The following is a 16853-nucleotide window of genomic DNA, read 5'->3' as shown; positions in this document are numbered from 1 at the left end:
AACAATATGCATTGATCCGTAAAGAAGCCTAAACTATTTTTTATAATACTATAAATACAATTCCTATAAGAGATCCAATAAGGAGTGCATTGATTAAAGAAGCCGATTTGTTCTTTTTTACTTCTTGTAATAATTCTTCATTTGTCAATTCTGAAAGGTTTTTGTGTTCCATCTTTTTTTTATTTAGTCTAATATATCTTCATTTATAAAATCGTATCCATTAAAAATTAATTGCTTTAAATACTCCTCAAAACTATCTGCTATTACTTTGAGTTCGTCTGGATCATGTAGATAACGTACCACTTGACCGACTTTTCCTGTTGGAGATGGACTAAAATCTATATATAATTGAGAAGTTCCTCCATTATTCATACAATCAGAAAAATGAAGCCATTTTAGGTTTTCAATTGTATTAGTAATTTTATCATCGACTTCTACATCTTCATATTGTCTTTGAATATAGTCAGAGTAGTAAGTTGATGCCTGATGTTCGTTGTCTATTATTTCTTGAGACGATAATAGATAATACGGATATTCGTGCATATCTGATCCGAGAAAAAAGAAAGTGATCTCCTCACCGGCGTATTCTCTCCAATACGTTCCGTCTACATATTCAAGCAGACTAATTAGAGCTGGTGGAATTTCTGGATATATTTTTTTAAGTTCTTCAATGTTTTTTTCTGCTAAGCCATGTTTTATTGTCTCAAAATGTTCCCATAACTCTTTTCCATCATTATCAAAATAAGCCTTCTTAAGACCTGTTATGTAATTTTCTGTCGTCAGATTCATTTATCTATTATTTGTTTTGTTTTTTCTTAGCTAATATAAAAAAACTTTGTTTAAAACAAGGACGTAGAAATACGCGTTAATATTCAAAAAAAAAGATTTCCAATAATTATTAATTATCGGAAATCTAATTTAAAAATTTTATTTATGTTGGAGATTATAGTAACTTTTACTTTTACTTTTTCCAGTAAGGATGAATTATTTTATTTTGTTTTTTGCTTACAACTAATAATATAATGGTTGCAACTAAGAGAATGATGCTTGCCTGAATACTGCCTTCAGGACCAAATGCACCACCTGTTATATATTCGGAACCGTGTAATTTTGCTTCTATCAAACTGCTTGTTTTTTCATTTCCAGATGTGATTGCGCCATAAATTCCCGATTGTGTAAAATTCCATGCAAAATGTAAAGCGATAGGCAACCATAAATTACGGCTATAAATATAAGCTGTACCTAATAAAAAACCAGCCATTGTAATACATAAAACTGATAAAAAACTACTATGCGGATTGGCTAAATGTAAAGCTCCGAATAATAGCCCAGATAATGCAAGAGAAAGATAGCTTCCAAGCTTTTCTTCTATAATTCTAAATATAATACCGCGCACTAAAATTTCTTCAATAATAGCAACAGTAAACATAAGGGCAAACGGAATAAGAATATGTGATATAGGATTTACAGTAACAATGGTATAACTTCCGTTTAGGTAAATGATTAAAATGATCAATGATTGTAAGACGAAACCAACTAAAATCCCCAAAATTAGATTTTTTGCAAGTCCATTTGCTGAAAATTCAGTTACAGCTCTTTTTTCATAGTTTCTAAAGAATAAAATATAACTGATTACCGCCGCAGAGGATACAAAGAGTCCCTTAAGTAAATTTCTTAAATTTTTATCCAGAGGAGTTAACCCAAGTAATTTTGAAGCAATCTGTTGTCCTATAACAACAACTGCCATGAAAACAAGTAAGGCAAGTATTATTTTTGTGATAGGTGAATTGAATATTTTTTGTTTGGTAGTTAAGGTTTCCATTTCGATTTGGTTTAAAGATTAATTTAAAGCAAATGTAGAAGGGATGAAAAACAAAAAATAGAATGAAATTTGCCTTCTTTATAATTTTTGAAATTGTTTTGGCAAAAATCCCGTCTGATTTTTAAAAGTTCTGATAAAATGACTTTGATCTGCGAATCCGCATTCTAGGCCTATTTCGGTTAAATTAGTATGGTTCGATTGAATAAGCGAGAGCGATCGGTTTATTTTGATACGGCGCATGTATTCACCCAAAGTGCATCCAAAGTATTTTGGAAAATGTTTTGAGATAGTAATAGGATTAAGTTGCAATACCTGAGCCAAATCATGCAGATTAGGATTTTCATTCCAGCAATCATTTAATAATTCCTGTAGACTTTTTACCCAAAAGGGACTTTTTTCTAATTTCGATAAATGTTGATGTGAGTTGGATAATTGTGAAAAAAGCATAGTTATGGTGTCGTTAGAAAAAGTATCAGCAACAAATGTTTCCTTATAAATTTTCAGAATCAAAAATTTGGTCAAGGCTTCATTTTGTAATGATTTCTCAATTACCGCTTCAGATATTTGAAGTTCTTTTAATAGATTTTCTTCAATTTCGATGTTAATATTTTTTGATGGAAAGAGTGTATTCTGATTTAAATGTAGTTCATCACTATGATAAAATAGTAACGAACCGGCACCAACTGTTTCGCTAAAATTTTTACGTTTTTCCGTCGTTCCTCCTTTTAAGAAAAGTGTAATATGTGCATTATTATGCGAATGCCAGCCCTCATATACCTTGTTTTGGTACTCGGTTTCTATAACCGAAATTCCTTGTGTGGTGTTAAAGTTGTTTTTAGTATTACCTAAGTATTTCTCTTTTTCAAGTTCGTACATTCAGAGATTAATTGTGTGGTATTGGAAGAACCAAAGTACTAATTTATTTCGCAATGTAAAGTCAAAATAGGAATATAATTCAGGGAAGTTTTCAGAGCTCTAACTGTAGTATTTTATTAGTCATTTGCAATAAGTCTTGCTATGATTCCTCTGTTTTTCTTTAAAAAACAAATTAGATTATCTATTCTCCTTAAGAATATTTACTTTTATGAATGCAAAAGAGTTGGTTATTTCTGAATCGACAGTTAAAGTATTTTTAAATGAAGTGTAAAATAGGATTCGTTGTGCTGGCAATCATTCATTTGTTTGTATTTGAAACGGCAAAAGCGCAACAAAAAATTACAATTGTAGCGGCGGCTAATCTTAAAGTAGCTTTAGATTCTGTGAATACTATTTTTAAGAAAGACAATCCAGGAGTAAATCCTCAAATTATATATGGTGCTTCGGGTAAATTGTTTGAACAGATAAGAAAAGGTGCTCCGTTTGATGTATTCTTTTCAGCCGATATGGAATACCCTGAGAAACTGCAGGAGAAAAAAATGACAGCTTCTAAAACTAAAATGTATGCGGTTGGAAAACTAGTGATCTGGAGTAAAAAAACAGATCCTAATGTAAAAAAAATGAACAGTTTTCTAGATGCCGGAATTAATAAAATAGCCATTGGAAACCCAACGACAGCACCTTACGGTGAAAAGGCTGTAGAAAGTTTGAAATTCTATAAAATATATGATAAAGTAAAAAGCAAACTTGTGTTTGGCGAAAACATTACACAAGCCACTCAGTTTGTAACCACAGGAAATGCCGATATCGGAATTACAGCTTTATCGCTTGTTTTAACGCCCAATATGAAGAAAGAAGGCGGTAAGTATTACATTATTCCTCAGCAAAGTCATTCTTCGTTAAAACAAGGCTGTGTGATTCTGAAAAAGGCGAAGGGAAATGCAAATGCATTGAAATTTTATAATTTTATAGCTTCGAAAAAAGCAACAGCAATTTTAAAATATTACGGATACGACACCAAAACAAAATGAATGTACTACAAGGAATTATAACCGAAATTAAGTCACACGAAGGTTTGTCACTGGTGAAAGTAAAAGCGAATGATTTTGTTTTTTCGTCGATTGTTTTAGATACGCCTGAAACTGCGGGTTATTTGAAATTGGATAATGTCGTTAAAATTATTTTTAAAGAAACGGAGGTCATTATTTCAACAGCTTTAAATCCAAATATTAGTATTCAAAATCAACTGCTTTGTCGTGTTGAATCCATTAAAAAAGGTGTTATTTTGAGTCAGGTTACTTTAATGGCTGGTAAACAAACAATAGAATCGATCATCACAACGAATGCTTGCGAGCAATTAGCATTACACGAAAATGACAACGTAATGGCATTAATAAAAACCAATGAAGTAAGCTTATCTGCTCATGATTAATTTAAATCCTTTATGGCTCACCGCAAAACTGGCTCTGATTACAACGGTAATTCTGTTTGTCGTTGCTATTCCGTTGAGTTATTGGCTGGCATACAGCCGTTTTAGATTCAAAGCTGTCATTGAGGCATTAATTAGTTTGCCCTTGGTTTTACCGCCTTCTGTTTTAGGATTTTATCTTTTAATCGCTTTTAGTCCGGAGAATAGTTTTGGAAAGTTTTTAGCAGATTACTTAGACCTGCGACTGGTTTTTACGTTTCAGGGATTAATTATCGCCTCGATTTTATACAGTTTGCCTTTTATGGTCAATCCTATTTTATCGGGTTTTAAAAATCTTTCGCCAGCTTTGCAGGAAGCTTCTTTTACTTTAGGGAAATCAAGATTGACAACCATTACCAAAATCCTGCTTCCTAATATTCGCGCTTCACTTTTTACAGGAATCATCATGACATTTGCGCATACTTTAGGAGAATTTGGCGTTGTTTTGATGGTTGGGGGAAGCATTCCGGAAGAAACTAAAGTTGTCTCCATTGCGATTTATGAAGAAGTAGAAGCCATGAATTATCATAATGCGAATGTATATGCTGGAATATTGTTTGTGTTCTCCTTCGTTATTTTGTTAGCGGTACATTTAATTAATAATAAATCCAGAAAAACCACTCTTTACTAATGATACAGTTTAGTGCCTATAAAATGTTGCAAACGGCTGATGGTGAACTTCCTTTAGATGTAAATTTTACTATCGAAAAAGGAAAGTTTATTGCTGTCTATGGAAATTCGGGAGCCGGAAAAACTACCATTTTGCGCATTTTAGGGGGATTAACAGCTGCAGAACAAGTCAACATAAAAGTAGATGATGTGACTTGGGATGATGCTGAAAAAAAGCTTCACTTGGCTGTTCAAAAACGATCTATTGGTTTTGTGTTTCAGGATTTTGCTTTGTTTCCTAATTTAACGGTAAGAGAAAATCTGGAGTTTGCATTATCTAAAGGAGATTCCAAAGAAATCGTTTCGGAATTAATTGATTTGATGGAATTGCAATCCCTTCAGGATAATAAACCGGAACGTTTATCGGGCGGACAAAAACAGCGTGTAGCGTTGGCAAGAGCAATTGTTCGCAGACCGAAAATTCTATTGTTAGACGAACCTTTATCGGCTTTGGATGATGCGATGCGATTCAAGCTTCAGGATTATATTCTCAAAATTCATCAAAAATATGAGTTGACTACTATTATGATTAGTCATTCTATAGCTGAGATTTTTAAACTTTCAGATCATGTTTTGGTGATCGACAAGGGAAGAATTACGAAAGAAGGAACACCGGAGAATGTATTCTCAGAACAAAAAATAAGTAGTAAATTTCAGTTAACAGGTGAAATAATCAGTATCAAAAAAAGTGATATTGTTTATGTCGTTCAGGTTTCTTCAGGAAATACTATTGTAAAAGTAATTGCGACGGAAGAAGAGGTAGCAAATTATACAATAGGACAAAAGGTTCTGGTGGCTTCAAAAGCATTTAATCCGATAATTCAGATTTTATCTTAAAAAGCATTCTAATATTTTGCTATATTTATGCTCTGCGAAAGCTTTTTTCTTAGCATATGATCCAAATCATAAAATTTATTATGGAATAGCGCTTTTTTTGCAGAAAATAACCAAGAACATTTTTTTTAACTAGCAGTATTCATTTTAAAACATACTGAAAATACCTGAAAAATATGAAAGTAAAATTTGCAGTATTTATGTTGTTTCCGTTACTCGGATTTTCACAGCAAACTCCAACAAGTGCAAACGATTCTTTAAAAGCCTCTAATGTTTTTATGCTCGGTGAAGTAATTGTAACACATCATCAAAACAAGGATACTTTGAACAGAGTAACTTCTGCAAAAATGGAATCTCAAAATAGGGTAGATGTTTCCAGAGCTTTGAATATGCTTCCCGGAGTTACGCTTACAGCATCAGGACCCAGAAATGAATCTATGGTTTCGATACGCGGATTTGATTTAAGACAGGTTCCGGTTTATATGGATGGTATTCCGGTTTATGTTCCGTATGATGGTTATATAGATTTGGCACGATTTACGACTTCTGATTTGGCTGCCATTGATGTTTCAAAAGGTTTTTCATCGGTGTTGTATGGACCAAATTCTTTGGGAGGAGCCATTAACCTTATTTCAAGAAAACCTTCAAAAAAACTCGAATACGATGGCACTTTGGGAGCCATAAATGGTAATGGTTATCGAGGAAATATTAATATCGGTTCTAAGTTGGGCGATTTTTATGTTCAGGGAGGTTATTCGTATTTAGACAGAAAATCTACCAGAATGTCATCGGATTTTATTCCTGTAAAAAATGAAGACGGCGGACAACGTGATAATTCGTATCGGAATGATCAAAAAATAAGTTTTAAAGTAGGATGGACGCCAAGCAAAAAAAGTGAATATGCAATAGGCTACATCAATCAGCAAGGCGAAAAAGGAAATCCTGTTTATGCTGGAAATGATGCTAAAAATTCTCTTCTGGCAAATCCTCGTTTTTGGCAATGGCCGGTCTGGAATAAAGAGAGTTACTATTTTATTTCGAATTCTAACCTTGATGATCAGAATAGTTTTAAAACAAGAATCTACTACGATAATTTTAAAAACACGCTTAATAGTTTTGATGATAATACGTATTCAACGCGAACAAAAGGATATGCTTTTCAGAGTCTTTACGACGATTATACGTATGGAGGAAATGTAGAATACAATACGCAGCTTATTCCCAAAAATGATTTAAAAATTGCGGTACATTTTAAAGAAGATGTGCATCGTGAACACAATCTGGGAGAGCCTGTTCGTCATTTTAATGATAATACCATTTTATTTGGTATCGAGGATATTTTTAAAATTTCAGATAAACTAACTGTAATTCCCGGAGTGAGTTACAATATTAGAAAAAACCTTCAGGCAGAAGATTATAACAGTACGACCAAACTGATTTCTGATTATCCTGCTGCCGGAGCAAGTGATGCGTACAATATGCAAATTGGTGCTTTTTATCAGCTGAATACGCTTCAAAAATTAGGGGCAACAGTTTCGCAAAAGACACGATTCGCCACCATCAAAGATCGTTATTCGTACCGAATGGGAACCGCGATTCCAAATCCGGATTTAAAACCGGAAACAGCATTGAATTATGAAGTAAATTATACCGCTCAGTTTTTTGAAAAAGTAACTTTCCAGACTGCTTTGTTTTACAGTTCTCTGACTGATGCTATTTTAAGCGTCAGCAATGTGCAACCCGGAAAAGCACAGATGCAGAATTTTGGTAAAGCAGAATATCGCGGCGTCGAAGCCCAAGTGAATTATTCCATTTTAGAAAATCTGTCTTTCAATGTTAATTATACTTATTTAGAAAGAAAAAATGTGACTAATCCGAGTATTTATTTTACGGATGTTCCCAATACAAAAGTAATGGGAACACTAGAATATGCGCCTGTTTCTATTGTGAAGTTAATAGCAAACACAGAATTCAATTCGTCCAGATTTAGTACCAGTTATGGTACCCGAGTTGCGGATTATACCTTGTTAAACCTGTATGCTTCAGCAAAAATCTTGAAAAACTTTAGCCTTGATGCGGGAATAAGCAATATATTCGACAGAAATTATAGCCTTGTTGAAGGATTTCCAGAAGAAGGCCGTAATTTTTTTGTAACGCTTCGTTTTTTTAATCGATAAATCGCATGCAACTCTTTCATTATAAAAAGATAATCTTGTTTTTAGTTCTAGCAACTGCGGGAATACTTATTGCAGCTGCAGACATTAATCCGTTTTATACGGATCCGTACAAACTGGAATATCCCGATTATTTTGGTAATAGAATTAGTATTCCAGCCGATAATCCCACTACGAAACAAGGTGTTTATTTAGGGAGAATGTTGTTTTACGAAACCAAATTATCGTCGAGCAAAACAATTTCCTGTGCCAGTTGCCATCAGCAGAAATTAGCTTTTGCAGATTCAAAAGCTTTTAGTTCCGGTATAAACGATATGCCGACCAAGCGTAACTCGATGTCGTTGTCGAATCTTTTGTGGGTGAGAAACTTTTTCTGGGACGGCAGAGCAAAAGGTTTAGAACAACAAGCTACTTTTCCGCTAAATGATCCGCACGAAATGGGTAATTATTTGGAACAGGCTGTTAAGGATCTTCAGAGAACTAAAGAATACCCGCCACTTTTTAAAGCCGCTTTTGGTACAACAGAAATTACAGTAGATCGTTTGACAAAAGCAATTGCACAGTTCGAACGTACGTTGATTTCAGCGAATGCGCCATATGATAAATACCTTAGGGGAGAATACAAACCGACTCCAGAAGAATTAAACGGAATGGAGTTGTTTATGAATTCGCCGGTACCAAGTAAAAATAGTCGAGGTGCTAATTGTGCACAATGTCACGGTACGCCAAAAATGTACATGGAATTGTTTCACAATAATGGTCTTGATTCTATTCCCAAAGATATAGGACGCGAAGAAATTACGGGAATGGAAAATGACAGAGGAAGATTTCGTGTGGCAACACTTCGGAATATTGAACTCACAGCGCCATACATGCACGATGGAAGATTTAAAACGCTTGAAGAAGTTCTGGATCATTATAACGAACACATTCTTTCTAGCAGAACATTAAGCTTATCTTTACAAGATCGGTCTAATGTCGAAAAAGGAAAAACGCTGGGATTAACAGCTCAGGAGAAATCAAACATTATTAGTTTTTTAAAAATGCTGACCGATACTGATTTTGTTAACGACCCTAGATTTGCTAATCCGCATTTGAAGAAAGTAAAGTGAAGAAGTAAAATTAAGAGGTACTACTAATTATTGATGTAAAAGTTCCGTAGGAACGACATATTTTGTAGCGGCGGATTTTAATCCGTCAATTGTATGGCGATCATAATTAAAGTTCCATAGGAACGACCGATTTTTTCCAATAGGAAACCTAACAGGTTTTTAAAACCTGTTAGGTCTGATGTTTAAATAAACTGACAACTTTAATTATAAAAAATAAATCAAAATGAAGAAAAATATTTTTGCACTAACTCTATTATTATCAATGTTTTTTACAACCTTTTCAACCACTTTATGGGCACAAAAAGCAACTAAAGAAGCAGCTGTAAAAGTAGAAGGAGAAGTGCTCAAAACATTATCATTAACTCTTTCGGATTTAGCGAAGTTACCGCATGTAGAAGCGATTATGAAGGACCGTGACGGACAGTTACAGCATTATTCTGGAGTTCCTGTATTTGAAATATTAAAACAAGCCGGAGTTACTTTGGGCAAAGAACTCAAAGGAGAAAATTTAACGAAATACATGCTGGTAAGAAGCAGTGATGGTTACGAAGTTGTATTTTCGTTAGCTGAATTAGATCCTGTTTTTACCAACAGAGTTATAATTTTGGCCGATCAAAAAGACGGAAAGCCTTTGGCGGATCGAGTTGGTCCATTTCGTTTAGTTGTTCCGGATGAAAACAGACCTGCGAGAAGTGTACTTGAAGTCTCGAATTTAATCATTCGCTTTGCGAAAGAATAAGGAATCAGATTAAAAACTAAGAGCAATTTTTACACCTTCAATCTTAATTTAGTAGGCGGATATCCAAATATCCGCTTAAAAGCAATACTAAAATTAGAAACATTCTGGTAACCGGATAAATGACTTATTTCCTGAATAGAAAGCGAAGTATCAGTCAAATAATGTCTTGCCTTATTCATTCTGATTTCCTGTAAATACCCAAAAACAGTATCTCCAAAAACAGTTTTAAAACCTTCTTTCAATTTGGTTTGATTTACGCCAACTTTGCGTGCAAGATCTACAATCGTAAACGGATTATCAATGTTTTCTCTAATTAACGATGCCGCAAATTTTATCTTTTCGATATCATTTCCTGCAAGTTGCGCAACTTCTTTTTTGCTATCCAGACCATGATGGCTTAAAGCAATAAGCTCGTAAACCTTGGATTCCATGTAGATTTTTCGGGTAAGACCTTTGTAAAAACAGTTTTTAATATCCTGAATTACGCCAAAAATTTTAGCACTGATTTTAATCTCTCCTTTGGCTAATGTAGTACTGGTATTGTTGTGAATGTTATCAATAAATTGATCCATTGCTTTAGATTCTCCTTCATACTTGGTAAGTACATCAAGCGGAAGGTGAACATCAAACGTATTATAGATGATGTTTTTTTTGAAGTCAATTTTAGCGTGGTTATCTTCTTGAGACAGAAATGTAATGTTTCCAGACATGGGTGCTGCAAAACCAGTAATCGAACTCGGATTGATGTACCCAATTTTTTGATCGGAAAGATTAAAATGCATTTCTAATAACGAAGTTTCTCCTCTTCCGGAAATGGCAACATCATCATGCAATTGATAATTTCCCTGCAAAATTGATAACTCGTCAGTAATAGTGTGTTCGTGATAAAGAATATCGCCTTTTGGAGTAACAAACCGGATATCTTTTTCGCCTTCAATTTGTATTTCTGAAAGTCCTGTTTGAAGCTTTTCATTAGTTTCCAGAAAGTCGGCAAAATCATTTGAATCTATTTTAAATGCCATTTCTTATACTTCTAAATTCATAATTAATACTTCCACTTTCATAAATGCATCCATTACTAATCAAATACTTTTGCAGTTGCAAATATAATTTATAATAAGTTTAAATAAAAACAGCTTGACACTTAAATTGAATCTTATTTTTATGTTCCTGACTGGTTTTTTCTACGGAAATGCCTGCCCGGTATACATTCATGTCGAGGACAATCTCGGAAACTCATTATCAAATATAACAATTCTTGTAGATAATAAAGCTATTGGAGTGAGTAATAGTGCCGGTATTCTTGAACTTTCACTGGAAGAAGGAATCCACCATATAGAAGTACTAAAAAACGATGGACTAAAAACATTTCAGACTGTTTCTGTTGTTTGTGGTGAAAAGAACCATTTCAAATTTACTTTAAATACATCCAATGCTGATTCAGCTAAGCTAAGCGAAGTTCTCGTACAAAGCAAAACTGTAAAAAAACAGATTGAAGAATCTCCTTTTTCTGTTCAGGTTATTGATTTTAAAAAGCAATATGACAAAGCAGGTGATGTTGGTGATTTTTTAAACAGAGCTTCGGGTGTTAAATTAAGAACAGAAGGAAATATTGGTTCTCAGGTACAAATCAATTTGGGAGGTCTGCAAGGAAAAGCAGTACGTATTTTTAAAGATGGAATTCCGATTGAATTGTTCGGACATGGTTTTAGCCTTGGCACAATTCCGGTAAACATGCTCGACAGAGTTGAAATTTACAAAGGTGTAATGCCTATTTATCTGGCTTCTGATGCTTTGGGAGGCGGTGTAAATATGGTAACCCGAACATCTAATAAAGATTTTGCAGAGGTGTCGTATGAGATGGCTTCATTTAACACACACAGAGTGACGGCAAACTTATATCTTCAGAATAAAAAGAATTTCTACGGAGGATTTAACGGATCGTTTAATTTTTCGGATAACAATTATAAAGTAAATGTGCCAGTACAGAATAGCACTAACGAAGAGTTTAAAAATGTCAAACGTTTTAACGACATGACGAGATCGAGTTACGGTGAAGCTTTTGTGGGATTAAAAGACAAATCTTGGGCAGATGATCTTCGTTTGACTTTAATCTATTCTAATTTTTACAAGCAGATTCAAAATGATGCTCAAATGGTTAATGTTTATGGAGAGGCATTTTCTAAGGAGCAGAATTATACCGGAATGATCAATTACCGTAAAAAGTTTTTTGATGATAAACTAAAGGTTAGTTTCTTAACCAATTACAGTCACTTTAACACCAGATTCATTGATACAGCAAGAGTTCGCTACAATTGGGATGGCGAAATTATTGGAGAAAATTTACAGCCGGGTGAAATTAGAACTGGAAATAATCAGCGAATGAAATACAATTTTGTTTCATCGAGATTGAATATGGAGTACCAACTTTCAGATCGTAATTTCTTAGAATTTAGCGAATTGTTTTATTCTCAAAGAAGAAAGGGAAGTGATCCGCTGGGAGCTATTTCGGTAATAGAAGGTGTCGATGTGTTAACCGTTCCTGCTACGTACAGAAAAGATAATATGGCTTTGGCATGGCGTTCTCTATGGCTGGAAAATAAATTAGAAAGTATTGTTGCAGGTAAATACTATCATTACAATACACAAGGTTACACAACAGATAATTACGGATTTGCCTGGAAAGCTTCTAAAGATGATAGTCAGTTTGGGTATTTAAGCGGATTGAAATGGGCTGAGAAAAATTATTTAGTGAAGTTGTCTTATGAATATGCAACGCGTCTTCCTGATGAATTTGAAGTTTTTGGTGATGCCAGAATGGTAAAAGAAAACCTGGATCTTGATCCGGAGAAAAGTCATAACTTAAATCTAAACGGACAATATACTATTGATAAAGAAAACAGCAGTCTGGTATTTTCTGCTAATTTGTTTTACAGAAAAGTAAAAGATATTATTTTCCTGCAGCTTGATATTCCGTTTAGCCGATACATCAATTATGAAAGTTCTGAAATAAAAGGTTTTGAGTTTGAAACTAATTATACACCTGTAAAATGGCTTACAACAGGATTCAACGCAACGTATCAGGATATTAGAAGAGTTGGAATCCAGGAAACAACTTTTAAATATTTAAACGATTCGAGAGTTCCTAATATTCCGTTTTTGTTTGGAAATTTTTGGGCAAACACTTATTTCAGAAATACGTTTAAAGACGGTGATAATTTAAATTTCACATGGAATGCCAATTACACACACCGCTTTTTTCTGGTAGCCATTCCAAAAAGTCAGGAACCTTCTTTATTTGAACCTGTAAAAGATTTTCAGACTTCATTGACCATTCCAAAAGACGGCAGGTTAGGTCAGTTTTCTAATGATATTGGTGTTTCCTATCATTTTGCGGATCAGAAAACAACTGTTTCAGCAGAATGCCGAAATATTGGAGACGTAAGATTGTATGACAATTTTAATGTTCAAAGACCCGGAAGATCCTTCCACCTCAAACTAGTTTATAATTTTTTTTAAATCAACCCTATAATTCACATTAAATATGAAAAGAAGCAACTCACTTCGTTCAGTAATGGCAGGAATAGCCGCTACGATGCTTTTATTTTCTTGCAGCAGCAATGACGATAACAAAGAAGAAATTGAGCAACCAGAAGAACCAGGTACAGAGCAACCGGTAGATGTTTTACCAAAAGATGAAACTTGGGTTATTTACAATGGTTCACCTGATTGGTCTGGTGGTATCTATGCATTAAACGACAATAAATCAAGAGTAATCAACCTTTCAGGATTGTCATTTTTACAATTGAAATCTTCATTAGGAGGAAGAGCACTTGGTAAAACTTTGTATAAAGTAAACGATGTTTCGAACACGAAACAGGGAATCAACAAAATGGGATTCAATGCAGCTGGAAACATTGTTGATCAGGGATTTTTACCGTCTCTTTCTAATGCTTACGAAAGTAACTTCTTAGTAGTAAGTGAAACAGAAGGATACTACTGGGATAAAGTAAGAGGTGGATTGAAATTGCAAAAATTCAATCCAACCACAATGGAAAGAACAGGCGAAATTGATTTTTCTTCTTTATCAGAAGGACAACCTTTAGAATCTGTTGGTCAATTGATTATTGCAAAAAGAGACAACAAATTATACCTTGACTTACTGTTAGGAGACAAAGCTGCTGGAAACTGGCAGGTAACTCCTGTTGTTAAAGAAGTAGCTATTGCAGTTTATGACTTAACAACTGAGAAAATCGAAAACGTTACTAAAATTGGTGGAACAACTAATCTTGGTGTGTTTATTGACCACATTTTATGGAGTTTAGACGAAGTTACCGGAGATTTATACTTTGGAACTGTTGCTGACATGAAAACACAGCCTTCTGACTTTTCTTCTAAAATTCTTAGAATTAAAAAAGGAGAAACTACATTTGATACGACTTTCGCACTTGATATGAAAACGTACCAATTTCCAGCTGAGTTCAACAGAATTTTTGCTCACAACGGAAAAATTTACACTACTATTCCATCAAGAGCAGTTTCTTACTACGGTGGTGGACAACACGGTGTTCGATACAGAGATGATGTTTGGTTCTGGAACGAAATCGATGCTACAACTAAAAAAGCAACTCGTTTGAATATTCCACCAGATAATTTTTACTGTACACAAAATCCATTCTTCCACAATGGAGAAATTTATTTTGTGTCTAACAGCACAGGAGACGGTTTTTCAGGTGTTAATCAATACAATCCTGCTACAGGAGTAATTAAAGAAACTTTCCGTTTAAAAGAAAGTGGAAGACTTCAAGGATTCAATATCATTAAGAATTAATTCTTTATAAGATAATAAAAGAGACCTGCTTATTTAGATAAGCAGGTTTTTTTATGTAAAAATCGCAGTAAAAAACAAATTCGTTTTTATACAACTTCAATTCGTTTATTAGTAGCTGCCGTTTCTTTTCCCCATTGCGCAATAGATTTTAGTAATGGAATTAGCGTCTGACCAAATTCAGTTAATTCGTAATCTACTTTCAAAGGAGGTTTGCTGGTGTGTACCGTTCGTATAATCAAACCGTCTTCTTCTAATTCTTTGAGCTGTAAGCTTATGGTGCGTTCTGTAACCATTGGAAGTTCTTTTCTTAACTCATTATAACGCTTTTTTTGAATTAAGTGAATAAGAATTACTGACTTCCATTTACCACCTATGTATTTCATTGTCAGGCTCGTGCTGCAAGGAAATTGTTTGTTGTCTATACAATACATCTGTTACTATCATTTTTGACCGTTATTGCAAAGATAAAATACTATACTTAGTTTTGCAACTATAAAAAGTATAGTAACTTAAATTTTAGAAAAAATGAATTTTTTAGACCTTGCAAAAAGCAGATACACAGCCAAAAAGTACAATGAAACCGAAAAAATTGCTGACGAAAAAATACAGCAGTTAAAAGAGATTTTATGGTTAAGTCCATCATCAATTAACAGTCAGCCTTGGAAGTTTGTATTTGTTTCAGACGAAAAAACAAAAAAACAATTGGCAGGAGTTTCCTGTTTTAATGAACAAAAAATCAATGAGGCAAGCCACTTAGTTGTGTTTAGCGCAATTGATAATGTAGAAAAATTTGAAGAACAAATCAATCAAAACTTACCCGAAGGTTCAATCGGCTATTACAATCAGTTTTTGAAACCATTGCCGGAACCAGAAATAAAATCATGGTTACAGCATCAGGTATATCTTGCTCTTGGTTTTTTCCTTTCGGCTTGTGCCAGTTTAGAAATTGACAGCACACCAATGGAAGGTATCAAAAAAGAAGAGTATGACAAAATACTAGCATTAAATGGATATAAATCACTTTTTGCAGTTGCAATTGGTTACAGAAATCCGGAAGACAGCAATCAGCCAGCTTTAAAACCAAAATCAAGATTAGCCTTAGAAAAAACGATTCATTCTATTTAATCGAAGCTACAATTAACATAAAAACTGACATTAAAATGATACTAAGAAAAGCCGTTATTGCTAGCTTTTTTGTGCTGTTAACCATTACGGTTGCAGCACAAAAAGCAAAACAATTTGATACAAAGGAATTGCCGCTAAAACCGGAAGTTTTTGCAACTGTTCATGAATCAGTTGGCAACATTGCTTTTACTAAGCAGGGAGATTTAGTTTACAGTCATCATCCTTTTTTCAATCCAAAATTCAGAGTCGTAAAATACGATGCGAAAACCAAAACGACCGCACCATTTCCTAACGAACGATGGAATACACCACGCACATCAGACGATCATTATCTAAGTAATGTGTTGGGAATTAGAAATGATGAAAAGGGTATTGTCTGGATGCTCGATATGGGACAACGAAATGCTGTTACACCAAAAATTGTAGGTTGGAACACCATTACAAACCAATTAGAAAGAATTTACTACCTGCCGGAAAGCTCGGTGGTTACAACTTCACAACCCAATGATATGGTAGTAGATACCAAACACGGTGTTTTTGTAATTGCAGATGAAGGTATTGGAAATGGTGGCGATGGAAGTACAGCAGCGCTCATTATTGTCGATATGAAAACGGGCAAAACCAGACGATTATTACAAGGTACAAGAACTACATTGCCTGAAAATTTACCAACGATCATTAACGGAAAACCATTAGCCGTAAACGGAAAAAACCTTTTAGTAGGCTGTGATGGAATTACTGCCGATAAAAACTTTGAATGGCTGTATTTTGCACCCTTAAACGGAAGTAAACTTTATCGTGTACAATTTACCGATTTACTCAATGAAAAATTATCAGAAACCCAATTGGATCGAAAAATCGAAACCTATTCAAAAAAACCAAACAATGGCGGACTAAGTATTGATAGTGAAAACAATATTTACCTAACCGCAATGGAAAGTAATAGTGTTGCAGTTGTTCTTGCCAAAGATAAAAGCGTACACAATTTGATTACCGATGAAAAATTGCTTTGGGCAGATGGTGTTAGTTACAATGTTGTAGATGGTTACATGTACGTTTCGGCAGCACAAGTTCATTTAGGAGCCGTTTTCAATGATGGTAAAAATTTAGCAACAGCACCTTTTTACATTTTCAGATTCAAACCAGTCGCAAAAGGAGTTCCATTTAGATAGTTGTTTAAGCGTTTATTTGTTTAATCGTTTT

General features: G+C 34.2%; 17 protein-coding genes. 11 read left to right on the top strand and 6 right to left on the bottom strand.

Going from position 1 to position 16853, the window contains the following annotated elements; translation table 11 throughout:
* Positions 1–40: 40 nt before the first annotated feature.
* The 4 genes from B0A66_RS23190 to B0A66_RS05410 all read right to left on the bottom strand — a co-directional run bounded on the left by B0A66_RS23190 (position 41) and on the right by B0A66_RS05410 (position 2698).
* On the bottom strand, positions 41–172 hold the full coding sequence (locus B0A66_RS23190) for a hypothetical protein (RefSeq protein ID WP_262490182.1): 132 nt from the start codon (positions 170–172) through the stop codon (positions 41–43).
* An 11-nt stretch (positions 173–183) separates the two neighbouring features.
* The gene (locus tag B0A66_RS05420; RefSeq protein ID WP_089048842.1) at positions 184–789 is read right to left on the bottom strand and encodes an SMI1/KNR4 family protein; all 606 of its coding nucleotides are present in this window, start codon (positions 787–789) and stop codon (positions 184–186) included.
* A gap of 172 nt (positions 790–961) precedes the next feature.
* Positions 962–1822, bottom strand: a complete 861-nt coding sequence (locus B0A66_RS05415) for a CPBP family intramembrane glutamic endopeptidase (RefSeq protein WP_089048841.1) — start codon at positions 1820–1822, stop codon at positions 962–964.
* A 78-nt stretch (positions 1823–1900) separates the two neighbouring features.
* Complete coding sequence (locus tag B0A66_RS05410) at positions 1901–2698, bottom strand: helix-turn-helix domain-containing protein (RefSeq protein WP_089048840.1); 798 nt, start codon at positions 2696–2698, stop codon at positions 1901–1903.
* 260 nt (positions 2699–2958) lie between these two features.
* Here B0A66_RS05410 and modA point away from each other — a divergent pair, with 260 nt between their 5' ends.
* From modA to B0A66_RS05375, 7 genes are all read left to right on the top strand, one after another.
* Entirely contained in the window at positions 2959–3729 is a 771-nt protein-coding gene (gene modA, locus B0A66_RS05405) for a molybdate ABC transporter substrate-binding protein (protein WP_089048839.1), read from the top strand.
* Positions 3726–4130, top strand: coding sequence for a TOBE domain-containing protein (locus B0A66_RS05400; protein WP_089048838.1), 405 nt, complete (start codon positions 3726–3728; stop codon positions 4128–4130). The genes modA and B0A66_RS05400 overlap by 4 nt, the downstream gene beginning before the upstream one ends.
* Entirely contained in the window at positions 4123–4797 is a 675-nt protein-coding gene (modB, locus tag B0A66_RS05395; RefSeq protein ID WP_089048837.1) for a molybdate ABC transporter permease subunit, read from the top strand. The genes B0A66_RS05400 and modB overlap by 8 nt, the downstream gene beginning before the upstream one ends.
* A complete protein-coding gene (locus B0A66_RS05390) occupies positions 4797–5672 on the top strand; it encodes an ATP-binding cassette domain-containing protein (protein ID WP_089048836.1) in 876 nt (291 codons plus the stop codon). The genes modB and B0A66_RS05390 overlap by 1 nt, the downstream gene beginning before the upstream one ends.
* Before the next feature lie 173 nt (positions 5673–5845).
* Positions 5846–7846, top strand: a complete 2001-nt coding sequence (locus B0A66_RS05385) for a TonB-dependent receptor plug domain-containing protein (RefSeq protein ID WP_089048835.1) — start codon at positions 5846–5848, stop codon at positions 7844–7846.
* A 35-nt stretch (positions 7847–7881) separates the two neighbouring features.
* Positions 7882–8955, top strand: a complete 1074-nt coding sequence (locus B0A66_RS05380; RefSeq protein WP_208862571.1) for a cytochrome-c peroxidase — start codon at positions 7882–7884, stop codon at positions 8953–8955.
* Between the two features lie 223 nt (positions 8956–9178).
* Positions 9179–9694 carry a molybdopterin-binding protein gene (locus B0A66_RS05375; protein WP_123868212.1) on the top strand — a complete coding sequence of 172 codons (516 nt, stop codon included), beginning with the start codon at positions 9179–9181 and terminating at the stop codon, positions 9692–9694.
* Between the two features lie 29 nt (positions 9695–9723).
* On the opposite strand, the gene B0A66_RS05370 is transcribed toward B0A66_RS05375, so the two are convergent.
* On the bottom strand, positions 9724–10716 hold the full coding sequence (locus tag B0A66_RS05370; protein ID WP_089048832.1) for a helix-turn-helix domain-containing protein: 993 nt from the start codon (positions 10714–10716) through the stop codon (positions 9724–9726).
* Positions 10717–10831: 115 nt separating this feature from the next.
* Between B0A66_RS05370 and B0A66_RS05365 the strand changes: the two genes are divergently transcribed.
* Both B0A66_RS05365 and B0A66_RS05360 read left to right on the top strand, forming a co-directional pair.
* Positions 10832–13213 (top strand): TonB-dependent receptor plug domain-containing protein, encoded by a 2382-nt coding sequence (locus B0A66_RS05365; protein ID WP_244283392.1) that lies wholly within the window; start codon positions 10832–10834, stop codon positions 13211–13213.
* Between the two features lie 25 nt (positions 13214–13238).
* Entirely contained in the window at positions 13239–14525 is a 1287-nt protein-coding gene (locus tag B0A66_RS05360) for a hypothetical protein (RefSeq protein ID WP_089048831.1), read from the top strand.
* Between the two features lie 86 nt (positions 14526–14611).
* Here B0A66_RS05360 and B0A66_RS05355 read toward each other — a convergent pair whose 3' ends face one another.
* Complete coding sequence (locus B0A66_RS05355; RefSeq protein ID WP_089048830.1) at positions 14612–14956, bottom strand: winged helix-turn-helix transcriptional regulator; 345 nt, start codon at positions 14954–14956, stop codon at positions 14612–14614.
* Positions 14957–15050: 94 nt separating this feature from the next.
* Here B0A66_RS05355 and B0A66_RS05350 point away from each other — a divergent pair, with 94 nt between their 5' ends.
* Together B0A66_RS05350 and B0A66_RS05345 are read left to right on the top strand one after the other, a co-directional pair.
* Positions 15051–15650, top strand: coding sequence for an NAD(P)H-dependent oxidoreductase (locus B0A66_RS05350; RefSeq protein WP_089048829.1), 600 nt, complete (start codon positions 15051–15053; stop codon positions 15648–15650).
* Between the two features lie 35 nt (positions 15651–15685).
* Positions 15686–16822, top strand: a complete 1137-nt coding sequence (locus B0A66_RS05345) for an L-dopachrome tautomerase-related protein (protein WP_089048828.1) — start codon at positions 15686–15688, stop codon at positions 16820–16822.
* The last annotated feature ends 31 nt before the right edge of the window (positions 16823–16853 follow it).

It is taken from the genome of Flavobacterium hercynium (genome assembly GCF_002217285.1).
In the GTDB taxonomy this organism is placed as follows: domain Bacteria; phylum Bacteroidota; class Bacteroidia; order Flavobacteriales; family Flavobacteriaceae; genus Flavobacterium; species Flavobacterium hercynium.
Note: the sequence above shows the minus strand (reverse complement) of the source record. Positions and strands in the feature narration are given on the sequence as shown.